Source organism: Vulcanibacillus modesticaldus (assembly GCF_001730235.1).
Taxonomy (GTDB): domain Bacteria; phylum Bacillota; class Bacilli; order Tepidibacillales; family Tepidibacillaceae; genus Vulcanibacillus; species Vulcanibacillus modesticaldus.
This window is the reverse complement of record NZ_MIJF01000001.1, coordinates 108,911-135,567: the sequence shown is the minus strand read 5'-3', so window position 1 is coordinate 135,567 and position 26,657 is coordinate 108,911. Positions and strand designations below refer to the sequence as shown.

Annotated in this window: 27 protein-coding genes; all 27 read right to left on the bottom strand. The window is 34.7% G+C overall.

Features of this window, described 5'->3' with window-relative positions; genetic code table 11:
* Nucleotides 1–225: 225 nt before the first annotated feature.
* On the bottom strand, nt 226–1,251 hold the full coding sequence (locus BHF71_RS00720; protein ID WP_069655776.1) for a BMP family lipoprotein: 1,026 nt from the start codon (nt 1,249–1,251) through the stop codon (nt 226–228).
* Between the two features lie 99 nt (nt 1,252–1,350).
* Complete coding sequence (locus tag BHF71_RS00715) at nt 1,351–2,076, bottom strand: GntR family transcriptional regulator (protein WP_069655775.1); 726 nt, start codon at nt 2,074–2,076, stop codon at nt 1,351–1,353.
* Nucleotides 2,077–2,277: 201 nt separating this feature from the next.
* Nucleotides 2,278–4,584, bottom strand: a complete 2,307-nt coding sequence (locus BHF71_RS00710; RefSeq protein WP_069655774.1) for an FtsK/SpoIIIE family DNA translocase — start codon at nt 4,582–4,584, stop codon at nt 2,278–2,280.
* Nucleotides 4,585–4,859: 275 nt separating this feature from the next.
* On the bottom strand, nt 4,860–5,081 hold the full coding sequence (locus BHF71_RS00705; RefSeq protein WP_069655773.1) for a YlzJ-like family protein: 222 nt from the start codon (nt 5,079–5,081) through the stop codon (nt 4,860–4,862).
* Nucleotides 5,078–5,851: a ClpP family protease gene (locus BHF71_RS00700; protein WP_069655772.1), complete on the bottom strand. Its 774-nt coding sequence runs from the start codon at nt 5,849–5,851 to the stop codon at nt 5,078–5,080. The genes BHF71_RS00705 and BHF71_RS00700 overlap by 4 nt, the downstream gene beginning before the upstream one ends.
* Before the next feature lie 117 nt (nt 5,852–5,968).
* The gene (locus tag BHF71_RS00695) at nt 5,969–7,648 is read right to left on the bottom strand and encodes a ribonuclease J (protein WP_069655771.1); all 1,680 of its coding nucleotides are present in this window, start codon (nt 7,646–7,648) and stop codon (nt 5,969–5,971) included.
* 324 nt (nt 7,649–7,972) lie between these two features.
* A complete protein-coding gene (gene dapA, locus BHF71_RS00690; RefSeq protein ID WP_069655804.1) occupies nt 7,973–8,857 on the bottom strand; it encodes a 4-hydroxy-tetrahydrodipicolinate synthase in 885 nt (294 codons plus the stop codon).
* Nucleotides 8,858–8,859: 2 nt separating this feature from the next.
* Nucleotides 8,860–10,107, bottom strand: coding sequence for an aspartate kinase (gene dapG, locus BHF71_RS00685; protein WP_069655770.1), 1,248 nt, complete (start codon nt 10,105–10,107; stop codon nt 8,860–8,862).
* Nucleotides 10,094–11,146, bottom strand: coding sequence for an aspartate-semialdehyde dehydrogenase (locus BHF71_RS00680; protein WP_069655769.1), 1,053 nt, complete (start codon nt 11,144–11,146; stop codon nt 10,094–10,096). Before BHF71_RS00680 ends, dapG begins: the two co-directional genes overlap by 14 nt.
* 28 nt (nt 11,147–11,174) lie before the next feature.
* On the bottom strand, nt 11,175–11,768 hold the full coding sequence (locus tag BHF71_RS00675; protein ID WP_069655768.1) for a dipicolinate synthase subunit B: 594 nt from the start codon (nt 11,766–11,768) through the stop codon (nt 11,175–11,177).
* The gene (dpsA, locus tag BHF71_RS00670) at nt 11,768–12,664 is read right to left on the bottom strand and encodes a dipicolinate synthase subunit DpsA (protein WP_069655767.1); all 897 of its coding nucleotides are present in this window, start codon (nt 12,662–12,664) and stop codon (nt 11,768–11,770) included. The genes BHF71_RS00675 and dpsA overlap by 1 nt, the downstream gene beginning before the upstream one ends.
* Nucleotides 12,665–12,826: 162 nt before the next feature.
* On the bottom strand, nt 12,827–13,078 hold the full coding sequence (locus tag BHF71_RS00665) for a YlmC/YmxH family sporulation protein (RefSeq protein WP_069655766.1): 252 nt from the start codon (nt 13,076–13,078) through the stop codon (nt 12,827–12,829).
* Nucleotides 13,079–13,249: 171 nt separating this feature from the next.
* A complete protein-coding gene (locus BHF71_RS00660; protein WP_069655765.1) occupies nt 13,250–13,435 on the bottom strand; it encodes an aspartyl-phosphate phosphatase Spo0E family protein in 186 nt (61 codons plus the stop codon).
* Nucleotides 13,436–13,460: 25 nt separating this feature from the next.
* Nucleotides 13,461–13,904, bottom strand: a complete 444-nt coding sequence (gene dut / locus BHF71_RS00655; protein ID WP_069655764.1) for a dUTP diphosphatase — start codon at nt 13,902–13,904, stop codon at nt 13,461–13,463.
* Nucleotides 13,891–15,150 carry a M16 family metallopeptidase gene (locus BHF71_RS00650; protein ID WP_069655763.1) on the bottom strand — a complete coding sequence of 420 codons (1,260 nt, stop codon included), beginning with the start codon at nt 15,148–15,150 and terminating at the stop codon, nt 13,891–13,893. The genes dut and BHF71_RS00650 overlap by 14 nt, the downstream gene beginning before the upstream one ends.
* Nucleotides 15,151–15,198: 48 nt before the next feature.
* Entirely contained in the window at nt 15,199–16,164 is a 966-nt protein-coding gene (locus tag BHF71_RS00645) for a polysaccharide deacetylase family protein (protein WP_069655762.1), read from the bottom strand.
* 230 nt (nt 16,165–16,394) lie between these two features.
* Nucleotides 16,395–18,494 (bottom strand): polyribonucleotide nucleotidyltransferase, encoded by a 2,100-nt coding sequence (locus BHF71_RS00640; RefSeq protein WP_069655761.1) that lies wholly within the window; start codon nt 18,492–18,494, stop codon nt 16,395–16,397.
* A 161-nt stretch (nt 18,495–18,655) separates the two neighbouring features.
* Nucleotides 18,656–18,925 carry a 30S ribosomal protein S15 gene (gene rpsO, locus BHF71_RS00635; protein WP_069655760.1) on the bottom strand — a complete coding sequence of 90 codons (270 nt, stop codon included), beginning with the start codon at nt 18,923–18,925 and terminating at the stop codon, nt 18,656–18,658.
* Between the two features lie 73 nt (nt 18,926–18,998).
* A complete protein-coding gene (locus BHF71_RS00630) occupies nt 18,999–19,943 on the bottom strand; it encodes a bifunctional riboflavin kinase/FAD synthetase (RefSeq protein WP_069655759.1) in 945 nt (314 codons plus the stop codon).
* A gap of 49 nt (nt 19,944–19,992) precedes the next feature.
* A complete protein-coding gene (truB, locus tag BHF71_RS00625; RefSeq protein ID WP_245683795.1) occupies nt 19,993–20,907 on the bottom strand; it encodes a tRNA pseudouridine(55) synthase TruB in 915 nt (304 codons plus the stop codon).
* The gene (locus BHF71_RS00620) at nt 20,885–21,892 is read right to left on the bottom strand and encodes a DHH family phosphoesterase (RefSeq protein WP_069655758.1); all 1,008 of its coding nucleotides are present in this window, start codon (nt 21,890–21,892) and stop codon (nt 20,885–20,887) included. The genes truB and BHF71_RS00620 overlap by 23 nt, the downstream gene beginning before the upstream one ends.
* Nucleotides 21,892–22,242 (bottom strand): 30S ribosome-binding factor RbfA, encoded by a 351-nt coding sequence (rbfA, locus tag BHF71_RS00615; protein ID WP_069655757.1) that lies wholly within the window; start codon nt 22,240–22,242, stop codon nt 21,892–21,894. The genes BHF71_RS00620 and rbfA overlap by 1 nt, the downstream gene beginning before the upstream one ends.
* A 10-nt stretch (nt 22,243–22,252) precedes the next feature.
* Nucleotides 22,253–24,490, bottom strand: coding sequence for a translation initiation factor IF-2 (infB, locus tag BHF71_RS00610; protein ID WP_069655756.1), 2,238 nt, complete (start codon nt 24,488–24,490; stop codon nt 22,253–22,255).
* A gap of 18 nt (nt 24,491–24,508) precedes the next feature.
* A complete protein-coding gene (locus BHF71_RS00605; protein WP_069655755.1) occupies nt 24,509–24,814 on the bottom strand; it encodes a YlxQ family RNA-binding protein in 306 nt (101 codons plus the stop codon).
* Nucleotides 24,804–25,073, bottom strand: coding sequence for an RNase P modulator RnpM (gene rnpM, locus BHF71_RS00600; protein ID WP_069655754.1), 270 nt, complete (start codon nt 25,071–25,073; stop codon nt 24,804–24,806). The genes BHF71_RS00605 and rnpM overlap by 11 nt, the downstream gene beginning before the upstream one ends.
* Nucleotides 25,074–25,093: 20 nt before the next feature.
* A complete protein-coding gene (nusA, locus tag BHF71_RS00595; RefSeq protein WP_069655753.1) occupies nt 25,094–26,134 on the bottom strand; it encodes a transcription termination factor NusA in 1,041 nt (346 codons plus the stop codon).
* Between the two features lie 19 nt (nt 26,135–26,153).
* The gene (rimP, locus tag BHF71_RS00590; RefSeq protein ID WP_069655752.1) at nt 26,154–26,615 is read right to left on the bottom strand and encodes a ribosome maturation factor RimP; all 462 of its coding nucleotides are present in this window, start codon (nt 26,613–26,615) and stop codon (nt 26,154–26,156) included.
* Nucleotides 26,616–26,657 lie beyond the last annotated feature (42 nt).

Genomic DNA, 26,657 nt, shown 5'->3' with positions numbered 1-26,657 from the left:
GGATATTATTAACAAATTTTTTTATAATTGTGATATAATTAAAAATAATAACAAGAATAAATTAATTTCCTATTAAATTAATTCTAATAAGTTAATTTTTAATCATTTGCCAACAATTCGATTATTTTCTTTCATTTGTAAAATTGTCCATTCATTGCCATTTATTGTAATTATTTTGAGGAATATAGGCTAGTTTTTTAAAAACTAGCCTATATTTTTTAATAATTATTTTTCAGATGGTACTTCAATTTCACCATTGATGATCTTTTGCTTAAACTCATTAACTTTTTCAAGAACATCAGCAGGGATGTTTGGATTTTCTGCAGGTAATCCTACACCATTTTCTTTAAGTCCTAGTTGAATTAAACCTGGTTTAAATTCACCATCAACTAATTCCTTAGAAACACGATAAACAGCTTGGTCAACGCGCTTCATCATAGAAGTAAGTGTAATATCGTCACCGAAAGTGATTGATTGGTCTTTATCAACACCGATTACCCATACATCTTGTCCAGCGTCTTTACGAGCTTTAGCTTCGTTGAATACACCATCACCAGTTGCTCCTGCAGCGTGGAAGATAATGTCTACTCCTTGGTCATACATTGTTGCAGCAGCAGCCTTACCTAAGTCTGGCTTATCAAATGCACCTGTGTAGTTGTAGATAATCTTTGCGTCTGGGTTAGCAGCTTTTACACCTGCAGTGAAACCAGCATCAAAACGAGCAATTACAGGAATGTCCATACCACCAACAAAACCGATTTTGTCAGTTTTAGTCATTAATCCAGCAACAACACCTACTAAGAAAGAACCTTCATGCTCTTTGAAAGTAACAGATGCAACGTTTGGAGCATCTACAACTGCATCAATGATTGCTAACTTAGCTTCTGGATTTTGTTCAGCAACAGTTTTTACGTGGTCTCCCATTAAGAAGCCAATACCCCAAGTTAAATCCCAACCTGCTTTTACGAATTGAGTTAAGTTAGGGATATATTCAGCGTCACTTGTACTTTGAGCAAAATCAACTTTAACTTCTCCTTTTAAATCCTTATCTAAAAGTTGAAGACCTTCCCAAGCACTTTGGTTAAAAGAGTTGTCGTTAACTCCACCAACGTCAGTTACCATTCCGATCTTTACTAAAGATTCTTCTGTTCCTTGGTTGTTTTCTGCACCGTTCTCAGTGTCAGTCCCACAACCAGCTAACAATGTGGATATTCCAAGTACTAAAATCAATAATAATAGATACTTCTTCAATTTATTAACCCCCCTGAAATTAAATGAATTATTAGGCACTAGTTAAAATCAATTAGTATTATATTCCCTAGCTTCACCTCCTTTTATACATTAACGATTCTATCTCCTTCTTATCACCTGAAACCTAAACTTATCAGCTCTAAAGTAATTCACAGAGCTTAGAACTGGGCGATCCATAATGTCATAATGAACTTGCCGCAGAACTAATAATGAAGATTCAGGTGGAGATTGTAACAATGATGATATTTTTTCATGACTGCCAATAGGTTCGATATCAGCAACAGCATAAGATATATGTATATCAGCATGTTGTTCTAATATCTGAAACATTGAGCTTTCTTCTTTTAATTCGAAATCCTGTGGTAAAACGCTTTCAGGAATCTTATCAATACAATAAACAACTGGTTCATTATCAGCTGTCATGATACGCTCAATCCTAATTATCTTATCTCCTTCATTTATCTTGAGCGCCTTAATGTCTGATTTGGAAGCAGTTATAAATTCGTTACTTAAAAAAATCGTTCCTGCTTTTTGATTATTTTTTTCAATCATATTAGTTATACTGTTAAGTTCTTCAATTCCACTCGTGAAAACGGGTTTAGCGTTCACAAATGTGCCTACACCATGTTTACGAATTACGACATTTTCATCTTCAAGTATTCTTAGAGCTTCACGTAATGTCGCTCTACTCACACCTAATTGTTTAGACAATACAAACTCTGATGGTAATCTATTACCTGGTTGTAATACCCCATTTTCAATATCCTGTTTTATCTTATCAATTACAAGTAAATATAAAGGTCTGTTATCTGATCTTAAGGTCATCTTTACATTCCTCTCACTTCAACAATTGCTGAAACCCTTTACATTGTATTGCATACCTATGTATTATGGTTGTCACTTGTATGACGTCATACATATTTGTACGACGTCATACGTCTATTATTCCTTTTTTTTAATAGAAAATCAATATCTTTTAAAAAAAATTTTTTAAAAATATGTTAACTTAAATGCTTTTTGCGAAATTCAACTAGATATCTGCTGATATTTATCTGCTGTTATCAACACTTTACGTGGTTTGCTACCTTCATATGGTCCGACAATTCCCTTTGCTTCCATTTCATCAATTAAACGTGCAGCCCTCGTATAACCAATCCTCAACCTTCTTTGTAATAAAGATACGGAAGCTTGATTGCTTTCTACAATAATCTTAACTGCATCATAAAACAGCTCATCTTCAACAGTATCGTTTTCATTACTTTGATTTAAATCTGGAATCATTTCTGTTTGATAATCTGGTTCTTGTTGATCTTTAACAAATTGAACAACATTCTCAACTTCCAAATCTGAAATAAATGCGCCTTGGATTCTTACAGGTTTTGAAAATCCAACTGGTAGAAAGAGCATGTCTCCTCTTCCAAGCAATTTCTCAGCCCCTCCAATATCGATAATTGTCCTTGAGTCAGTTTGTGAAGAGACACCAAACGCGATACGCGACGGAATGTTAGCCTTAATTAATCCCGTGATCACGTCAACCGATGGACGCTGAGTAGCTACAATTAAATGTATACCTGCCGCTCTTGCTTTTTGTGCTAATCGGATAATAGCATCTTCTACATCGTTAGGAGCCACCATCATTAAGTCAGCTAACTCATCTATAATAACAACAATATATGGCAAGAGTTTTTGCTCATCTGTAAATGGTTGATTCTTGATCATTTCGTTATATCTTTCAATATCCTTAGCACCTTTCTCTGCGAATTTTTCATATCTTTTTTCCATTTCATTGACGATCATCTTCAAAGCCTTCGAAGCTTTTTTAGGATCCGTTACCACAGGTGCTAATAAATGTGGAATTCCATTATATACATTCAGTTCAACCATCTTAGGGTCTATCATTAATAATTTAACTTCACTTGGCTTAGCCTTAAATAAGATACTCGTTACCATTACATTAATACAAACACTTTTGCCAGATCCTGTTGCCCCAGCAACTAAAAGATGAGGCATCTTTCCCAAGTCACCTATAATAGGTTGTCCAGAAATATCTCGTCCTAAAGCAATACTCAATTTTGATTTCGACTCATAAAATTCTCTACTTTCTAATACTTCTCTTAAAGTTACTATAGCAATTTCAGAATTGGGAACTTCAACTCCAATTGCTGCTTTTCCTGGTATTGGCGCTTCAATTCTGATGTCTTTGGCAGCAAGAGATAAGGCAATATCGTCAGCCAAATTTACTATCCGACTGACCTTCACACCAATATCTGGTTGAATTTCATAACGTGTAACTGCAGGACCCCTATGTATCTGTGTGACTTTAGCTTTTACCCCAAAACTTTCTAGTGTCACTTCTAGCTTTTTGGCATTATTACTTATATCTCTAAACTCACTTTTTTGGTCAGAGATATTTGCTTGATTTAAAAGTGCGTAAGGAGGGAGTCGATAAAATTCCTCCTCTTCTTTGATTTTTTCTAAAGAAACACCTTGTAAGGCGATCTCTTGAGCCTCTTCTCCACTATTAATGTTATCCTTAGTTGGTTCGATATTTAATATTTGTTCATTTATATTAGGTTGTTGTTCATCCAAATTTTGTGTACGTTCTAAAAAATCATGAATAACTGGTTCATTATTTTCTTCAAAATCAAAGTTAGAATTTTTGTCTTGTTCTTTTCTTCGATGCTGCTCCTTCTTATCCCTTCTTTTATCAACTAATAGTAAAAGTAATTCTTTTATACGTCTTTCGATATTATCGATAACTCTTTGAACAACTATTTTTATCTTCTTGATTAATTCTACATAAGAAAAATTAAAGGTAAGCAAAAATCCGATCAATGCAAAAGTGATGATCATTAATCTAGTACCAAAATCATCAAATAGATAATTAAAGAGAAGGTAAAATATTGCTCCAAGCATTCCGCCACCAACATCATTAATCGTACCATTGGACCTTTCTTCAGCTAATGCTTGCCATGTGACAGAAAGAATATTTACATCAGTGTAATTCCCACCATTTTGTAATATATCTACAAATTTTAGATGACTATACATTATTATTGCGAGAAAAATAAAGAATAGACCGCTACTCCTCATCGTCATTTTATTTGGAAGACTTCTTTTAACCATCATATATAATGCAATATAGATTCCTAATAAACTAATAGCAAAGTCCCATGTACCAACTAATAATCTAAAAAAGGCATTAAACCAATAACCCACCTTACCCATTTGAGAAATTTCAATTATAAAAACAGCTAAAGTAATGAGTCCGTATAGTTCATATTTTAAATTCTGTTTTATCTTCTGTTTTCTTTTTCTAGTTTTTTTTGCCATATTAACCCACCCATTTTCTCATATGAGCTTTAAAATCGTAAATCATTAATTTTACAAAGTGCGAATTCAGTCAGATTTTCATTCCTAGAAACGCGTACAATACTTGTTCACATTGCATTTCATAGATATTATATCATGGGTGTAAAGGAAACAACAGTTAATAATAAGTATAAAATATGATAAAAACCCCATAGAATTAGGGGGTTCTCTTCAATCCGAATATTAAAAAAATCCCCCATAGTATATTTTTACTATCGGGGACTTTTGAGACTGAATTAAAAATTTGGTCTGAATTGAATCAAACTTCCGGGTTGGTATTGAGGATTAAGATAATCTTGTGCGATCGGACTTATTAGCCTGACTATTCTTCCTTCAGAGTCAGATAATTGCTCAACGATCATTTTTATATGGCCAAATTGAATTTCTCTGTAATTCAGTTTCATTTGGTCATAACCTTCGAAGATAATTTCAGTTGGCACTGTACTATAGATAATCATTGAACAACACCCTGTTCATTTTTATTTTTCTTATTATCTTCAATCCTTCTATTTAATTCATTCAAAGCATCTCCCAATCCGCCAACTTGGTCGATTAATCCATATTTCACTGCGTCAGGACCAACTACATTAGTTCCAATATCTCGAGTTAACTCACCAGTCTTAAACATTAATTCTTTGAACTTTTCCTCAGAAATCTTCGAGTGTGCTGTTATAAATTTAACGACTCTATCCTGCATCTTATCTAAATATTCAAATGTTTGTGGCACACCAATTACTAATCCTGTCAACCGGACTGGATGAATGGTCATTGTTGCTGTTTCCGCTATAAACGAATAATCTGCTGATACAGCAATTGGTACACCGATTGAATGACCCCCACCTAAAACGATAGTAACGGTTGGTTTGGACATAGATGCAATCATTTCTGCAAGGGCCAAACCAGCCTCAACATCTCCACCTACTGTGTTTAAGATAATTAATATCCCTTCGATTTTGGGATTTTGCTCTGCAGCAACTAATTGTGGAATTATATGCTCATATTTGGTCGTTTTATTTTGTGGAGGTAAAACTACATGACCTTCAATTTGACCAATGATGCTCAGTGTAAAAATATTACTTTCATGAGCAGGTACGTTAGTTTGACCTAATGCTTGAATCGTGTCTGCTAAGGTTTTTTTTGGTTGATTATCTTTTTCATCCTTTTCTGGATTTGGAGTTACAGGTTCAGATGGATCAATTGATGTATTGTGATCATTTTCCAATCTCATTTTGATTCCTCCCTTATGTGTTTAGTATTACTGTAAAAAAGAAAAAAATGCATAAAGAAAAGCAACCTTTATTGCCCGTTGGCTAAAGGTTGCTTTTTCATAAATTATATTTTAACGTTATACTTCCATGATAATTGGTAAAATCATTGGTCTTCTTCTAGTCTTCTCGTAAAGGAACCTACCAAGAACTTCTTTCACGCTTGTCTTTAAGGAAGACCATTCGTTTACGTTTTCAATCATCAATTTTTGTAAAGTAGCAGTGACAATGCGATTTGCTTCATCTAATAATTCTTCAGATTCTCTAACATAAACAAAACCTCTTGAAATAATATCTGGTCCAGATAATATCGTAGCATTTTGCTTACTAAGTGTAACTACAACGACTAATATTCCATCTTGTGATAGTAATTTACGGTCTCTTAATACGATATTTCCAACATCTCCAACGCCCAAACCATCAATTAAAACATTACCAACTGGAACTTTTGGTCCGTATCGGGCTTTACCTTTGGAGATTTCTACAGTATCCCCATTGTCTAAAAGGAAAATATTCTCTCTAGGAATACCAATTGATTCTGCTAAATCTGAATGTAGTCTCAGCATTCTATATTCCCCATGGATTGGGATGAAATATTTTGGTTTCATAATGCTCAACATCAGCTTTAATTCTTCCTGACTTCCGTGTCCAGAAACGTGAACACCAGATATTGAGCCTGGTCCATAAATAACATTGGCACCAACTCTAAATAGTTGGTCGACAGTTCTAGCAACATACTTTTCATTTCCTGGTATAGGTGTAGCAGCAATAATGACAGTATCGCCCGGTAAAATATCTATTTGTCGATGGGCTGAGCGTGCCATCCTCGTTAGAGCTGACATCGGTTCTCCTTGGCTCCCGGTAGATAAGATGACTACCTTGTCTGCTGGTAATTTATTGATCTCTTCAACGTCTACGATCATACCTTCAGGAACATGGAGATACCCTAGTTCGATGCCGATGTTAACTACATTCACCATACTTCTTCCTACGATGGCGATTTTTTTGTCATAGGCACTTGCCGCATCCACAACCTGTTGAATACGATGAATATTTGAAGCAAATGTGGCAACGATAATTCGCTGCTTCGCCTTCCTAAATACTTCGTTGATTGCTTCACCAACCGAGCGTTCCGAACCAGTATATCCTTCTCGTTCAGCATTTGTACTATCGGAAAGTAATGCTAATACCCCTTTATTACCTATCTCAGCCATTTTATGAATATCAGCCATCTGATTATCTACTGGTGTAAGATCAAATTTAAAGTCTCCCGTATGTACAATAACACCTTCAGGAGTTTCGATCACTACTCCTACAGAATCTGGAACACTGTGATTAGTCCTAAAGAATGAAACTTTAAAAGAGCCGATCTTAAGTTCTGATTTATTGTTAACTAAAATTAATTTTGACTCATTTAACATTTGTGCTTCTTTCAACTTACTTTCCACAAAACCTAAGGTCAACTTAGTACCATAGACTGGCACATTGATTTCTTTTAAAACGTAGGCTAAACCTCCAATATGATCCTCATGGCCATGGGTAAGAATTATAGCCCTTACCCTATCTTTATTTTCGACTAAGTAGGTAACATCAGGTATTACTAAGTCAATTCCGAGCATCTCTTCTTCAGGGAATTTAAGTCCCGAGTCAATCACCACAATGTCATTCCTGTATTCAATGACATACATATTCTTGCCAATCTCACCTAAACCGCCCAATGCAAAAATCAGTAATCTATCTTTGTTCTTTGGCAACTTCATACCTCCTGTATTCAGTTGTAGTTACACAAAAAACCGCACTAGTCACTTGGAATTAATTATACATTATCAAAAATACAAAAAACAAGTCATGTTTTTATATTAAGTTTAATTATTGGTAATTAGTTCGTTATACTCTTATTATCACCATGTTTTATTTTCTCATTTATCAATCTTGTCGATTTCATAATAAGACCAATGCACCTTTGATTAAATATTGTATTTTGTATAAATGCGTATTAACTTATCCATAAAATAAAAAGATGGCAGTTTCCGATACAAAAAAAAGAGACGCCTAGACGTCTCTAATGTTTACAAATAAAATATTTAATTCCTATCCATGATTTTTTGATACACTTGATTTAAATAATTTGATTGTTCATCAGTAACAGTCACTAAAGGAAGTCTTACGGAACCAACATTAAATCCATTATTATTTAATAAGTATTTAATTGGAGCAGGATTAGGTGCTACAAAAATCGCTTCAAAAAACTCTAATAAATCTAGATGGATTGAAGCAGCTAGACTATTATTACCCTTTAGATAAGAGTTAATCATGTCTTTCATTTGATCTCCTACAAGATGACTGGCTACACTGACGATACCATATCCACCAATTGATAATACTGGTAAAGTTAGTTTATCGTCTCCACTATATAAATAAAAATCATCTGCTGTGTTTTTGATGATTTCACCCATTTGAGTTAAATCACCACTAGCCTCTTTTACTGAGACAATGTTATCTATCTTAGATAACTCGATTAACGTTTTGGCTTGAATATTAACCCCTGTTCTTCCAGGAATATTGTATATCATAATCGGGAGCTTTGTTTCTGCTGCAATCGCCTTAAAATGATTATATAGTCCCTCTTGAGATGGTTTGTTGTAATACGGTGCGACTAACATTACTCCATCTACACCAATCTGTTCTGCAGCTTTTGTTAACTCAATTGAAGTTTTAGTATTATTTGTTCCAGTCCCTGCAATAACCTTTGCTCTTCCGTTAGCAAATTCCAAAACTTTTTCAAATAATAATAACTTTTCATCTTTAGTTAATGTAGGTGATTCTCCAGTTGTGCCCGCAACAACAATCGCCTCTGTTCCAGTAGCTATTAAGTGATCTACCAGTTTTTTTGTTTCCTTTAAATCAATCTCCTGATCTTGATTAAAAGGTGTCACCATTGCAGTAACTAAGCGTCCAAAATCCAAAATACTCACTCCTTATGATTTGATGTATTAAAGAATTTCTGGTGCAATGCTAAGACAGCTCTTTCCATATCATCTTCACTAACCAATACCCAGATGGTAGTATGGGAATCTGCAGATTGTAGAATCTGAATATCATTTGCCGTTAAAGCTTCCACGATATGTGCCATCACACCTGGTACACCAGCCATTCCAGCACCGATAGTTGAGATTTTTGCACAATTTCTTCTTACCTCTGGTTCAAATCCCAACGATCTAAGCAATTCTATGGCTTTATCAAGAACGTCTTGATGTACTGTAAAAACTACACCTAAAGGATTAACATTAATAAAATCTACACTGATCTGATTTTCGGCCATTGTTTTAAAGACCTTAAGTTGCAAATCATATTCTCCATCTTTAGCAAAAACCTTAATCTGTGCAATATGTGGCACTTGGGTAATACCTGTTACAATTTTATCATGAATGTTAAATTTTTGTTTACTCTTTTTAAGATGCTCATTTGAAGTAACAAGCGTCCCTTCATCATCTGAAAAAGTTGATCTAACTCTAATTGGGATCTTTTGTTCCATTGCAATTTCTACCGCTCTAGGATGTATTACTTTAGCCCCCTGATTGGCCAAATTACTTATCTCTTCGTAAGTTACGGCATCTAATTGTTGGGCATCCCTTACTATCCTTGGGTCAGCAGACATTATACCTATAACGTCAGTAAATATATCCACATATTCCGCTTGCAAGGCGACACCTAAAGCCGTAGCAGTAGTATCTGAACCACCACGCCCCAAAGTTGTTATATCACCTGATTCAGTTATTCCTTGAAAGCCTGTTACGATAACCACTTTACCTTGGTTTAATTCATCAAGGATCCTATTGGGACGAATCCTTTTTATTTGTGCATTAGAAAAATCGTCATTGGTTACAATTCCGGCTTGCCCACCGGTTAATACAATGTTTTGTATTTCCAACTCTGAAAGCATACTACTTAATGTCGTTGCTGAAATAATTTCACCACAGCTTAGTAAAAGATCCATTTCCCTTTTTTTTAGGGAATTTCCATTCTCTTTTATATGTTGTAAAAAGGTATCGGTAGCGTATGGATCTCCTTTCCTTCCCATCGCTGAAACCACAACTACAACCTTTTTCCCTTGCGAAAGCTGTTTTCTAATATGATAAATCGCCCTTTGTCGAAATTCCTTAGTTGTAAGTGAAGATCCGCCAAATTTTTGTACGATAATACCGTTACTTTGACTCATTGTAATCATTCCTAATTAGATGTTCTGCAATTTGAACTGCGTTCCATGCCGCACCTTTAAGTAGATTGTCTGATACTATCCACATATTTAGGGCCCTTGGGTGATCAAGATCACGACGAAGCCTTCCAACGAATACATCTAGCTTCCCAGCACTGTCTGTTGCTAGAGGGTACTCCTGATTAGCTGGGTCATCAATAACCACAACCCCTGGTGCGTTCATTAATAATTCCCTTACCTCTTTAAGATCATATTCCTCTTTAAGTTCTACATATACAGATTCTGAATGCCCATAAATTATTGGTAATCTTACACATGTAGCAGTAACCTGAATTGATGGATCTCCAAAAATCTTCTTTGTCTCTCGAACCATTTTCATCTCTTCTAGAGTAAAACCATTATCCTCAAACACATCGATTTGTGGTATAGCATTAAATGCGATTTGATGCTTCTTAGGCAGGGAACTAACCGGTAAAATTTCTTTAGTTACCTCTTTACCGTCCAAAATTTGTTTCGTTTGGACTATTAATTCGTTAATTGCTTGATTTCCTGCTCCTGATACGGCTTGATATGTGGAGACGATAATTCTTTCAATTCCATAACGATCATATAGTGGTTTTAATGCAGTCACCATTTGAATTGTTGAACAATTTGGATTTGAAATTACTCCCTTGTGGTTTTTTGCTTCCTCCATATTCACCTCTGGAACAATCAGAGGAACATCTTCATCCATCCGAAAAGCATTGGTATTATCGATTACAATTGCCCCCTTAGCGACAGCAATCTTAGCTAAAGACCTACTCGTTTTTCCTCCAGCACTGAATAGAGCAATATCAACCCCCTCAAAGCTTTCTGGAGTAGCTTCTTCAACAACCAAATCTTTACCTTTAAATTCGACAATAGTTCCTTTTGATCTTTTAGAAGCTAATAATTTTAATTGCTGAATAGGGAAATCTCTTTCTTCTAGTAAGCGAATTATCTGTTTCCCTACTGCCCCTGTTGCTCCAACAATTGCGACGTTATAGCTTAATTTTTTGTTCATTCAATTTTCCCCCTATATGCTAAATTGTTTAATATTTGAACTTTTCGATAATCACGGGCTGAATTTGTTTATATTCTAATGCTAGTTCACAGGTTTGATCTAGCAATTCCATTCTAGCTACTAATGAATTTGGCTTTTTATTCGGAGAATCCTGCCCAAAAGGAACTAAAAAAATATTTTTAGTAGCAAGTAATTTTCCGATATTTTGTCCATTTAAACCCAGGCCATCATTTGTCGAAACTGCTACTACGACAGGTTTTTGATTCCTTAACTGTGCCTTCGTTGCCATCAAGACTGTAGTATCTGTAATTGCGTTCGCCAATTTACTGATGGTATTCCCAGTTGCAGGTGCAATTACCATCAGATCTAGTAAACCTTTTGGACCGATTGGCTCGGCATCTACAATCGAAGCGATTATTTCATTTCTAGTTATATCTTTTAATTGTTTTTGCCAGTCAGCAGTCTTCCCAAAACGAGTATCAGTATATTTCACACTGTCTGAAATAATTGGAATAACATTTGCTCCTTTTTCCACGAGTCTTTTGATTTGTGGTATTACTTCAGCAAAAGTACAATGTGATCCTGTTAAACCAAAACCGATAGTTTTCCCAGATAAATCCATTAATTTCCCCCCTGGTCTCCAAATTGCTCTAAAATCAACTTGGTAAGTACATTGGAAATAATAATACCAGCTGTTTTAGGAGCAACGATTCCTGGTAAACCTGGGGCTAGTAGTGCTTTTATTCCCCTTTTTTCAGCATAACGAAAATCTGTTCCACCTGGCTTTGAAGCTAAATCAATAATTAAGGCATGATGAGGCATATTAGCAATTACTTTCGCAGTTACAATTATATGTGGTATCGTGTTATATAATAAATCAACATCTTTTACCTGCTCCGCCAATTCACTAATATAAAATGGTTGAAGACCCATCTCATATATTCTTGCTAAATGCTCGGGTCTTCTTGCACCGACTTTCACTTTAGCCCCAAGAGCACCTAGTACTCTTGCCAAAGTTATTCCCGTTCTACCAAATCCTAAAACAATAGCATTAGAACCATGAATTGTAAAGTTAGTGTTTTGAATAGTCATCATTATGGTTCCTTCGGCAGTTGGAATAGAATTGTAGATCGCCACATCATCCCGATCTAATAGTTCTACTAAATCAATTTGTAAGTCATTAGTGAGATTTTTTAAATATTGTCTAGCCATTCCAGTGTATATTTTACTGGTTTTAGGTAAATGTGATAGAAATTCCTCAGTAAGTTTTAATTTCTTTTTGCTAAAAATACTTTCTACGTAGCCATCTTCGTCGGTTCCAACTATTGGAAGGATTAAACAATCTACATCTTCTAGAATTTTTGGTTCCAATTCTTTAAGATGAACCCCTTGAAATGTACTTTCAAGATTATCAAACCCAATAAGGGTTACAGTCGCATCCATTTCAACACATTTTTTTATTACTTCTAATTGGCGAGCGTCACCACCTAAGAAGGCCACATGAACTCCTGTTAACAATTCCTTGTTACCCCTTTCCAAACATTTTACTTGAAAAAAGCGAAAATGCAAAGCGGGTAAATAAAGTAGCACCAGTTTACCTATGAATCTTTGCCCTTTTTCTAAAATCATCTTATTCTTTAGCCCAATGGGTGGTGACAATATACAAGTATCTAAAATATTTTAATATGTCTTTAAATGATTTTTTTTCTCAATTATGATCATATCTGAGCCGATTTTTCTAATCGCATTCCACGAAATATATATTTCTTCCTTTTTGTTTTTAAACCCAAATATCGAATTTCTCGGCAATATTAACGCTTCAATTTCTCCTGACTTTGGATCGATCACTAAATCAGTGTGTCCGATTATCCCGATTTTTTCACCACTATTTATATCAATTACTTCTTTTCCATTAAAATCACTAAACCGCACTTAAATCGCCCCCTTCAATCTAATTCTAGAGAAACCCTTGTTTACTTTCTATGCTCTTTCTTTTGAAAAAAGTACATAAAGTAGACAATCCACTTTCACTTTTATTACTCCAGCTACGGAACAATAATCTCGTAATAGTTAACATAAAAAAAAAGAGACCAGATTACAGTCTCAATCGATTTTTTTTAAAGACATATATTTTACAATTAACTTGTCCAGCTGAGCACTAATTTTAAAAACTTCTTGATCCAAGAACACCTCGTGATTGGTTATTTTTTTATCATTAACCTTCTCATGTAATTGATTACGAAGATTTTCTATATCAGTCAATAATGAATCTCTTAACTCATTTTCCATCGTAATACTCCTTACTCTTCAAAAATCATTTACCGGTATGACCAAAACCACCAGAACCTCTATTAGTTTGAGTTATATCTTCTACTTCTACTAATTTAACCTGTGGAACTTCCATAAAGACTAATTGTGCAATCCTATCCCCAGGTTTAACAATAAAATCTTCTTCACCTAAATTTATTAAAATAACTTTTACTTCGCCACGATAATCAGAATCGATCGTACCCGGAGTATTTAACAGCGTAATTCCATTTTTAAGAGCCAAACCACTTCTTGGACGTATCTGGGCTTCGATTCCTACAGGCATTTCTAAGGCAAAACCAGTCGGTATTAATACCCTTTCCCCTTTTCGTATTACTACCTCTTCTTTTACACCAGCATATATATCAAAACCACTTGCGAATTCAGACATTTTCTGAGGTATAGATATATCTTGATAACCAGATAGTTTTTTGATTTTAACTTGATACAAGGATATCCCTCCTTAAAGTCTTTGGTAGTTCTTCTATAGGACTTATCATTGCAAAAGAAAATTGATGATTCATAACTTGATTGATGACACCTTGTATCGAATTTTTATTTACTTGATTAATTCTGTTAATAGTTTCATCTAATGATAAGTGTCTACCTAAAAGCAATTCATTTTTTCCTAACCTATTCATACGGCTATTGGTACTTTCCAAACTTAACATTAAACTTCCTTTTAATTGTTCCTTACCTTTTGTTATCTCTTTTTCTTCAATTCCGTACTTTTTAATATTCACTAGAGTATTTTGAATAATGTCAACTACTTGATCAACTTGGTTTGGGGCTGTACCGGCGTAGATAGTAAATAAACCTGTATCTTGAAAGCTAGAATGATAAGAAAAGATCGAATAGGCTAGTCCTCTCTTTTCTCTAACTTCTTGAAAAAGACGTGAGCTCATACTGCCACCAATAATATTATTTAGTAATATTAAAGAATAAATATCTGGGTCTGATACTGCTAATCCTGGTAAAGCAAGAGCAATATGTGCCTGTTCAGTCTGTTTTGTTTTTATGGTTTCATTTGCTTTGAAACTTGCAATCTCCAATTGATTATCTTGACCATGATTGTTAAAAGAACCAAAATGTTTATTCACTATTTCAATGATGTTTTCTGGTAGGTTTCCAGCAATAGTAATTACTGTGTTTTCTATAATATATTTTTCACTAAGATAATCAAATATAGTGTCTCTTGTAATGCTGTTTAACACTTTTTCAGTACCCAAAATTGCATATCCTAAAGGATTCTCTGCAAAAGAAACTTTAGCTATTAGATCATGTATTTGGTCATCTGGGGTATCTTCATACATTTTTATTTCTTCAAGGACAACATTTCGTTCTCGATTCAGTTCTTTCTCATCAATGGTAGAATTAAAAAACATGTCGGATAAAATCTCTAATCCAGTATTAAAATGTTCATCTAATACTTTTGCATAGTAGCAGGTGTACTCCTTTGAAGTAAAAGCATTAACATTGCCCCCAATTGAATCAAATGATTCTGCAATTTCACGAGCTGTTCTAGTCCTTGTACCCTTGAAAAACATATGTTCAATAAAATGAGAAATTCCATTGATATGAGGATTTTCATGTCGTGAGCCTGTTTTTACCCAAATCCCCATAGCAACAGAACGTACTGTAGGTATATCTTCTAAAATTACCCGTAGTCCATTATCTAAAGTATATTTTTTTATCACTTATATCCCCCTATTAGTCCTAATTTCTAACGTGACTATTTTAATATATCAAAATTTAACAGGTGACTCAATATCAAGGACTCTTTTAGTTGACAATGTTTTTTTAACTGTTCCAATTTTTAATCCCTTTTTCTTAATTTCTTTAATTAAAGTTGGTAAAGCATCTACAGTTGGTTTAGTAGGGTGCATAAGTATTAAGTTTCCATTATCTACTTTCTTAATAATTCTGTTAATTATCGTTTGAGGAGAGGGTTTTTGCCAATCTATAGTATCAACCGTCCATAAAACTGTTTTTAAGTTCATGTTATTTGCAATTTCCACTACACGTTGGTCGTAATCACCAGCTGGTGGAGCAAAAAATGCCGATGATTGATTGGTTATACTACGTATTAATTCCTCTGTTCTAACGATCTCTTGTCTAATTCTATCTCTTGTTAGACGACTAAGTCTGGGATGAGAGTAGGCATGATTACCAATTTCATGCCCCTCAACTACTATTCTTTGTGCTAAATCTGAATTTTTCTTTAACCAACTTCCGTCAACGAAGAATGTGGCTTTTACATTTTCATTCTTAAGAATTTCTAATATTTGATCCAAATATTCTGTTCCCCATGCAACATTAATCATAAAAGAAACCATAGGTTTTGCCGGGTTGCCACGATAAATTGGATAGGCTCCAAGATCTTCAAGTTTCTTTTTTGGTTCTACTTCCTTCCATACATATTTGATATCATCAATTGAAATTGGTTTTTGTTCTTTAATTAATGTTAAAGTTGCTTTTTTGTCCACTATTAACCCATTATAACCGGGGATTAGTTTCCATATCCGATCCACCTTTGGTTCAATCGGAGCAATATTATGTTCATTGGCGTAATCATCAACAATTTTTTCCCATTGAGATACCGAATCAAATACTTCAAATGTCGTATATTCAACAATGCTTCTTGAATTAACAATTCCAAAAATAAGTAAGAAAAATAGCGAAATGATTATTAAAAATTGTATTCCTTTCATAAGACTCCCCATTTCTAATAGCTTTTCACCATTTTCAAAACTACCTCATTTTTCAGTAAAACTACCTCTTTTTTTTTAGTAGTTGTATTTTGGTTCCAAAAGTCGCACTTATACAAAACACAACACTTACATGAATTTTAGTCGTCTCTTACTTAAGATATATTGGGGGGCTTATTTACTTAGAACACTTTCTGATAAATTAAAAAAGAGACAGATATTGGATCTGACTCTTATTTTTCGCTTGCTTGTTCTTTTAGGACAGCTTTTCGTGACAAGTTGATACGTCCTTGGTTATCAATTTCAGTAACTTTTACTAAGATGGTATCTCCTACAGATAGTACATCCTCAATCTTATCTACTCGCTTTACATCTATCTGAGAGATATGGACAAGTCCTTCTTTTCCTTGAATGATTTCAACGAATGCACCAAATTTCTCAATCCGCTTAACTGTCCCAAGATAGGTCTGTCCAACCTCAACTTCCCTCACTAAGTCTTCGATAATCTTCTTAGCTTTTTCATTCATCTCTTCATCTACTGAGGCGATAAAAATACGACCATCTTGTTCGATATCAATTTTTACTCCAGTATCATCTATTATCTTGTTAATAATTCTACCGCTTGGCCCGATTACATCCCTTATTTTATCTGGATTTATTTTAATAGTTGTTATCTTAGGAGCATATTTTGATAGCTGTTTATTTGGTTCAGGAATCGCAGCTAACATTTTTTCAAGAATAAATAATCTTCCGACCTTAGCTTGTTCTAAAGCTTTTTCTAAGATTTCTCTGTTAATTCCACTGATCTTAATATCCATTTGTAAAGCAGTAATTCCTTCACTTGTACCAGCTACTTTAAAATCCATATCTCCTAGATGATCTTCCATACCTTGGATATCAGTTAAAACGGCTACCTTATCCCCTTCTTTAACAAGCCCCATCGCTATACCTGCAACTGGTGCTTTAATTGGCACTCCGGCATGCATTAAAGCTAAAGTACTACCACAGATACTAGCCTGTGACGTAGAGCCATTTGACTCTAATACTTCAGAAACTAACCGAATAGTATATGGAAACTCATCTTCTGATGGAATAATTGGCTCTAATGCTCTTTCACCTAAAGCCCCATGACCAATTTCTCTTCTACCAGGGCCACGCATTGGTCTTGCTTCACCAACACTATATGGTGGAAAATTGTAGTGATGCATAAACCGCTTTGACTCCTCTAAATCTAAACCATCTAATATTTGAACATCACCTAAAGCTCCTAAAGTACAGATACTTAATGCTTGAGTTTGACCGCGTGTAAACAAGCCAGAACCATGTGTCCTTGGTAGTAAACCCACTTCACAACTAATAGGTCTGATTTCATCCAAAGCTCTTCCGTCAGGTCTCTTGTTTTCAAACAAGATCAATCGTCTTACCTCTTCTTTGACGATTTTATTTAAAACCTCATTTATCATGCCGATCTGTTCTTCATACTCTTCTGAAAAATGTTCAACGGCTTCTTCCATAACTTTATCGATTGCGCTTTGTCTAGCTTGCTTTTCTTCGATCTGAATAGCTTCAATCAGTTTGTCTTTTGCATACTCTCTAACAATCTTATCCAATTCGGGGTCAATTTGATGAAGTATAACCTCCATCTTTTCCTTACCTATTTCCTCGACAATCTTTTCTTGGAAACTGATCAATTCCTTAATCTTCTCATGCCCGAACATAATCGCTTCAAGCATAACGTCCTCTGAAACCATCTTTGCTCCAGCTTCAACCATATTAATAGCATTTTTTGTTCCTGCTACAATCAAATGGATATCACTGTTGGCCATCTGTTCTGTGGATGGATTGATTACAAACTCACCATCAACCCTCCCAACGATTACACCTGCAATTGGTCCCATGAATGGGATATCAGATATTGATAAAGCTAAAGATGTCCCAAACATTGCAGCAATTTCTGAAGGACAATTTGGATCAGCAGATAAAACCGTAGTATAAACCTGAACTTCATTTCTAAACCCATCTGGGAATAGCGGCCTTATTGGTCTATCGATCAAACGTGATGCTAAAATCGCCTTATCACTCGGTCTTCCCTCTCGCTTAATAAAGCCACCAGGGATTTTACCAACCGCATATAATCTTTCTTCATAATTTACTGTTAATGGAAAGAAATCAAGATCCTTCGGCTCTTTTGACGCTGTTACAGCAGCCAAAATAACTGTATCTCCATATCTTACTAAAACCGAACCATTAGCTTGTTTAGCCAATTGTCCAGTTTCAATAACTAATGGATGCCCAGCTAAATCAATTTCATAAACTTTTTTTTCCATCTCCATATAAAAATTTTGCCTCCTCTCAAAACACAGAATCAGTCATGTATATGCTTTTTATTATTTCCTGCTAAAAAAAATATAAAATAAATATTTATAAAAAATATGTATTAAAAAAGCGGGAACACTCCCCGCTTTGATAGCCTTCTTTAAAACACAGTCCTATCCTATCTGCGTAATCCTAATTTGTTAATCAACTCACGATAACGTTGGATATCTTTTGCCTTTAAGTAGCTTAATAAATTACGGCGTTGTCCAACCATTTTCAACAAACCACGACGTGAATGATGATCCTTCTTGTGAACACGTAAATGCTCATTTAAATAATTAATTTTCTCAGTAAGGATAGCGATTTGTACTTCTGGAGAACCGGTATCGTTCTCATGTACTTTAAATTCGTCAATAATTTGTTGTTTACGTTCTTGAGTTAATGCCATCCTGATCCACCTCCTCTAATAATTTCGCCCATTCCCAGAAAAACGTCGGTGAAATCGTTTATCCGCGTATGGGTTAACCCTTATGAAGTATAGCATAATTATACCATGAATGTAAAGAAAATAAATCCTTTTTGATCTGTTCTTTTAACTGGTCAATATTTTTGAATTTAATTTCTTCCCTAATATACTCTAATAGTTCAACCTCTAGTACTTGACCATAGATATCCTCATTAAAGTCTAAAATATGAATTTCGTAAGAGGTAACCTTTTTATCATTAACAGTTGGTTTAAATCCAACATTCATTAGCCCTAAGAATGATCTACCTTTATTTTTGACCCTTACAACATACACACCATTTTTAATTAAGGTGTAATGTTCTAACAGCTCTAGATTTGCAGTTGGAAATCCAATTGTTCTACCTAATTTTTGACCGTGGATAACTTTTCCTAAGAAGGAATAATTCCTTCCAAGCAATCTTTTCACTTCTGAAACTTTACCGGATGCTAATAAATTTCGTATCCTAGTACTACTCACTTTCTTACCTTGGTCAAAAATAGGTTCTATAATATCAACAGTATAACGACCTTCAGCGTAGTCCCTGAGGGTTTCCGGATTGCCTACTCCTTTATCACCAAAGGTGTAGTCAAAACCAACGACAACTCCTTTTACATTTAGTTTAATTAAAATATCCTCAATAAACTGTTCAGGTGTAATTGCAGCAAAATGCTTTGTAAAATGGACAATATAGCAAATATCTATCCCCATTTTTTCAAATAACTTTAACTTACTTTCAAGCGGAGTTATTTGATCAATTTTTGCCCCTATTCCCAAGACTTCCTTTGGGTGAGGTGAAAAAGTCATTACACCACATGGTAAATTCAGTTCATTAGCCTTTTCACATGCCCTGCTAATTACCTGTTGATGCCCAAGATGTACCCCATCGAAATAACCTATTGCAATTACACTCGGTTGAAAATTATCTTGAGATATTGGATATTCAATCTGATAAATCTGCATAATAGTCACCTTATTTATCTTTATTTAAGAGTTCACATTTTTTCTGTCATCATTTAAACACTTTGATGGGTTTAGCTATCAAACTATCTTTAGCCTTTTCATATAGGGCAACCAATTTACCATCTCTATTCACTACCTTAAAGATACCTTCATCAAATTTTAGAGATTCTACTCTAATCACTTGGCCATTAAATACTTTATTCAAAATTTCTTCGTCTGATAATACTACTTCTTGAAAATCAGGTAAAGAATTAGCCATTGGAACGAGAATTTCATCCAATTTATTCTCTTTCACGTGTCTTTCGACTTCTTCAAGTGATAATGACTGCTCTAGATTAAAGGAACCACTCTCTAGCCTAACTAGTTTTGACATATGAGCAGGATAGCCTAGCTTGTTACCAATATCTACGCATAATGTTCTAACATATGTCCCTTTGGAACAGACCACTTGAAAATCAATGGTTGGATTATTATGTTCTAAATCACAACCAATTAGCTTCAAATCATAAATGGTAACTTTTCTCGGTTTACGTACAACTTCTTTTCCTTGTCTAGCTAATTCATATAGCTTTTTACCATGAATTTTTACAGAAGAATACATAGGAGGAACTTGCTCTATTTCTCCTATGAAACTTTCAAATACCCTCTCTATTTCTTCCTTTGTCACACCATAGACATCCACTCTTTCAGTGGTTTCTCCAGTAAAATCTTGTGTTGTTGTAGATTTTCCAAGTGTTAATTGACCCTGATATTTCTTGGGGCTTTCCATTAAGAATTCAGATATTCTAGTCGCCTTACCGATACAGATTGGAAGAACCCCAGTAACTTCAGGATCTAAGGTTCCTGCGTGTCCAATCTTTTTTATACCCAAAATTCTTCTAAGAGATGCCACAACATCGTGTGACGTCATTCCCGCTGGTTTATTAATTGGCAATACGCCATCAAATGTCTGATTCTTTCTCAAGTTGTTGCCACCCTTTTGTTTGCCTTATTTTATTCACAATTTTTTCTTTAATTGATTCTAATGTTCCTTCATATGTAAAGCCAGCCGCTCTCATATGACCTCCACCACCAAAACTTTTAGCAATGTCCCCAACATCAATAAATCTTTTGGAACGGATACTAACCTTGAATTGATTATCTTTTACCTCTTTAAATAGGATCCCGACTTCTACTCCCTCAATATTACGTGTATAGTTAACAATGCCTTCAGTGTTGTCTGAATTATTATCATCAGAGAGATCAGCTAATGTTAAGGTAGTCCAAGCGATCCGACCATCCAAAACAACTTCTAATTTATCTAGTGCAATTTTCAAAAGGTTTAGAAAGCTTTTTGTCATTGTTTCCAAGGTAATCTCTGCGATATTACTTGGAGAAATATCATGGTCAAGTAATTCAGCAGCGATTCTCATAACCTTCGATGTGGTATTAGAATAGCGAAAACCGCCCGTATCGGTCAACAATCCTGTATAAATATAAGTGGCTAATTCCTTATCAATGGCTGCATTCATTTCTTTAACTAAATCATAAACAACCTCAGCCGTTGCAGCTGCTGTGGGTAATACCAAATTCACGTCACCAAATTTGTCATTGGTTGGATGATGGTCAATATTTAATAGTTTAACGTCAGAAGTTAAGAGATAATCTATTTCTCCCGCCCTTTTTTTATCAGCAACATCAATCGTGATAACATAAGAAAACTTTTCGTTTTCATCCATTTCACTTATTAAAGATATCTCATTAGCTCCTGTTAAAAAACTATATTTTTGAGGAATTACATTTTCATTAACTAAGGTAAAAGATTTTCCCAATGATTTCAAAAGATGAGCCATTGCTAAGGAAGAAGAAATTGTGTCCCCATCAGGATTGACATGGGACACAATCAAAAAATTATCATAATCATTTATAAAATTTGCCGCATTAGTTAACATCTTACGATACGATTCCATCACTGATCAGTTTCCTTAATCTCTTTTAATAATTTTTCTATCTTACTTCCATATGCAATTGACTCATCGATCTTAAATATTAACTCGGGTGTATGCCTTAATCTTATTCTTTTTCCAATTTCAGTTCTTAAAAATCCTTTAGCCTTTTCAAGAGCCATTTGAGAATCTTTGACTTCCTCTTCTGAGCCCATAATACTTACATAGATAATGGCTTGAGATAAATCACCAGTTACCTCAACACCTGTCACAGTGACAAACCCTACTCTTGGGTCCTTTAATTCGTATTGAATAAGCTGGCTTATCTCTTTTTTGATTTGTTCACCTACTCTGCCAACTCGCACCTTTGCCATGTGACTCACCTCATTTTTTTACAGCTTCTAAAACAAAGGATTCAATAATATCTCCATCTTTAATATCATTGAACTTTTCAATAGTTATTCCACATTCATATCCTTGAGCTACTTCTTTAACGTCATCTTTATAACGCTTCAGTGAATCGATTTTACCCTCAAAGATTACTACTCCATCTCTTATGACCCTAACTGAAGCACTACGAACTATTTTGCCTTCGGTAACCATACACCCAGCAATTGTACCGATATTAGAAGCTTTAAAGATTTGTCTTACATCAGCACGACCAGTGATAACTTCTTCATATTCCGGATCTAACATTCCCCGTAATGCTGCCTCAATTTCTTCAATTACATTATATATAATACGATGTAAACGGATATCAACTTTTTCACGTTCTGCTGAGGTTCGTGCCTGTGGTTCAGGACGAACATTGAAGCCGATAATTATGGCATTGGATGCTGATGCTAAGGTTACGTCAGTCTCTGTAATCGCACCAACACCTTTATGAATAATCTTAACACGAACTCCTTCAACCTCAATTTTTTCTAAAGCTCCCTGTAAAGCTTCAACAGAACCTTGTACATCACCTTTAATAATGACATTAAGTTCTTTTATATCGCCTTCTTGAATTCGTTTATATAAATCATCAAGAGTAACACGTGAAGTAGCATTTAATTCTTCTTGTCTAGCCCTTAAAGCTCTTTTCTCACCAATTATTCTTGCTTTTCTTTCTTCTTCAAATGCAATAAATTGATCCCCAGCTTGAGGAACTTCATTAAGCCCGGTTATCTCCACAGGTGTAGAAGGACCTGCTTCTTTGATTCTCTTTCCTCGATCATTAACAATCGCCCTAACCTTACCATATGTGATACCGGCAACTATTGGATCTCCAACGCGTAAAGTTCCTTTTTGAACTAACACAGTTGCTACAGCGCCTCTTCCTCTATCTAATTGTGATTCAATAATTGTACCCCTTGCTAAACGATTAGGATTAGCCTTTAATTCCTCAACTTCAGCGACAAGTAGAATCATCTCTAATAAATCATCTAAGCCTTGTTGTTTGAGAGCGGACACAGGCACATAGATAGTATCGCCGCCCCATTCTTCAGGAACTAAACCATATTCAGTTAATTCTTGTTTAACCTTTTCAATATTAGCTTCTGGTTTATCAATTTTGTTTACTGCTACAATGATTGGAGCATTGGCAGCTTTAGCGTGGTTAATTGCCTCGACCGTTTGTGGCATCACACCATCATCAGCAGCTACAACCAAGATTGTAATGTCAGTAACTTGTGCTCCTCTAGCTCTCATAGATGTAAATGCGGCATGTCCTGGGGTATCTAGGAACGTAATTTTTTTACCATTGATCTCTACTTGATAAGCACCAATATGTTGAGTAATACCACCAGCTTCTTTTGCAGTTATCTTAGAATTACGGATAGCATCAAGTAGTGTAGTTTTACCATGGTCAACGTGACCCATTATGGTTACTACAGGCGGACGCTCAACCAAATCTTCTTCTCTGTCCTCATCATCAAATAATTCAAATTGATCTTCGTCAACTTCTATCTTTTCTTCGACCTTAACGCCATACTCCTCGGCTATTAATTGGATAGCGTCAAACTCGATTTCTTGGTTAATAGTCGCCATAATACCTAAAAACATTAATTTTTTGATAATCTCAGAAGTTTCTTTACCTAATTGTTTGGCTAATTCTCCTACTGTTAATGAGCCAGTATAAACGATTTTTTCTGGTGTTTTATTAGGTGTAACTCTTTTTTCCTCTGCTTCTTTTTTGTTTTTATTTTTCTTTTTATTAGCTTTACCTTTTTTGCCATTCTTTGTACTATCGCTAACTTTATTATCATCAAAACGTTTTTTATTAGATTTGGTCTTTTTCTTCGCACTAGCAACTAATTCCTTATCATCAATAGGTTCATCTTCTTTAATTTCTGTATTGCTTACTTCTTTACTGCTCACTTTACTTATTCCCTCTTTATCTCTTTTCTTGCTGTCCTTTTGGTTCTTTTGGTTTTTCTTGTTAGCCTTAGTTGTTTTATTTTGTTTAGAGCTATCGCCTTGTTTTAAAGATGTGAAATACTCCTCAATCTTTTTTATCATTTCATCATCAACGGTACTCATATGATTATTAACAGGAAGATTTAATTTCTTTAAAACATTGATCATTTCTTTACTTTGGATATTATGTTTTTTTGCCAATTCATAAACTCTAATCTTACCCATTATTTCACCCCCAGATTTCTACTCTTCTAATATTTTATTTAATTGCTTACTAAAACCCTGATCAGTAATCCCAATCGCTACCCGAGAAAACTTACCAATTGCATGACCTAACTGTTCCCGTTCAAATGATACTTTATAAGGTATATTGTAGTACGAGCACTTATCTGTAAGTTTTTTTCTCGTGTTCTCAGAAGCATCTTGAGCAATTATTACCAAAAAAACTTTTCCAGTTTGAATTCCTTTAATCAATAATTCTTCACCAGATATAATCTTTCTTGCCCGCGCAGCTAAACCTAATAAAGAGAAAAATTTATTATTTTTCACGGTAACCTTCAATCTCCGATTGTAATTGTTCATAAACTTCATCACTTATAACTACCTCAAGGGCACGATCGAGGGATTTTCTCTTCTTAGCTTTTTGCAGGCATTCTGAACCGTAACAGATGTAAGCTCCTCTACCAGATTTTTTACCCTTTAAATCAATTACAACATCCTTTTCAGGAGTTCGAACAATACGAAGAAGCTCTCTTTTTGGTTTCATTTCCTGACAGGCTACGCATTTGCGCATGGGTATTTTTTTCATTCTACCACCCCCTATCAATTCTATTCAGAACCAACTTGAGACTCACTCTTAATGTCGATCTTCCATCCAGTTAACTTAGCTGCAAGTCTTGCATTTTGTCCCTCTTTACCAATTGCTAAGGACAACTGATAGTCAGGTACGATCACTTTTGCTGTTCTTTCTTCTTCGTTAATTTCCACTTCTAATACCTTAGAAGGACTTAAAGCATTGGAAATAAATGTTTCAATGTCTTTTGACCACTTGACGATGTCAATCTTTTCACCATTTAATTCATTAACGATTGTTTGAACTCTCATACCTTTTGGACCTACACAAGCTCCTACAGGATCCACATCTTCATTTTGTGAATATACAGCTATTTTAGAACGATGCCCCGCTTCCCTTGCAACGGATTTAATTTCTACGACCCCATCGAATATCTCTGGTACTTCTAATTCAAATAATCTTTTCAATAATCCAGGATGAGTTCTTGATACGAAGATTTGTGGGCCTTTTGTCGTTTTATCAACCTTTGTAATATAAACTTTTAATCTGTCACCTTGTTTAACTGATTCAGTAGGCATAAGTTCATTTATAGGTAATAATGCTTCAGTTTTACCTAGATCAATATAGTAAAAACGTTGGTCTTTTCTTTGTACGATTCCAGTTACTATATCTTCTTCTCTATCGACAAATGTTTCGTAAATTACTCCTCTCTCTGCTTCTCTAATTCGTTGGGTAACAACTTGTTTGGCGGTTTGAGCAGCGATTCTGCCGAAATCCTTAGGAGTAACTTCAATTTCCACAATATCAGCTAATTGATAATTTGGATTGATTTGACGAGCAGCCTCTAATGATATTTCTAACCTGGGGTCAATTACCTCATCAACCACTGTTTTTCTTGCTAAAACTTTTACATCACCATTTTCCCTATCAATATCTACTCTAACATTTTGGGCAGAATGGAAATTTCTCTTATAACCAGAAATCAATGCAGCTTCAATAGCTTCAATTAAAACTTCTTTACTAATTCCTTTTTCTTTTTCGAGTTCATTTAATGCGTCTATAAACTGAGAATTCACAGTTTCTCCTCCTTTCTTTTTATAAAACTAATGCTAATCTAGCACTAGCTACCTTTTCGTAAGGAATTTTAATTTCTTTTTCATCAGTAATTATAGTCAAAGTGTTTTGAACAAAATTTACTAACTCTCCTTCAAATATCTTTTGATCATTTATTGGCTCATAAGTTGTTATATGTACATGCTTCCCTACAGCCTTAAGCAAATCTTTTTCATTCTTGAGTGGACGCTCAGCTCCAGGTGAAGATACTTCTAAAAAGTATGGGTTGGAGATAGGATCAACTTTATCTAGCTCGATACTTAACGCTTCGCTAACTCTTCCACAGTCTTCAATATCTACTGAACCATTTTCTTTGTCAATATAAACCCTTAAAAACCAATTACTGCCTTCTTTCTTATATTCTATATCAACAAGTTCTAAATTTTGTTCTTCTAATATAGGCAAGGCCATTTTTTCAACGATTTCAGTAATCCGTTTGCTCATATACTTATCCTCCTTTGCTCCATATTATTTATTGTAATTTTT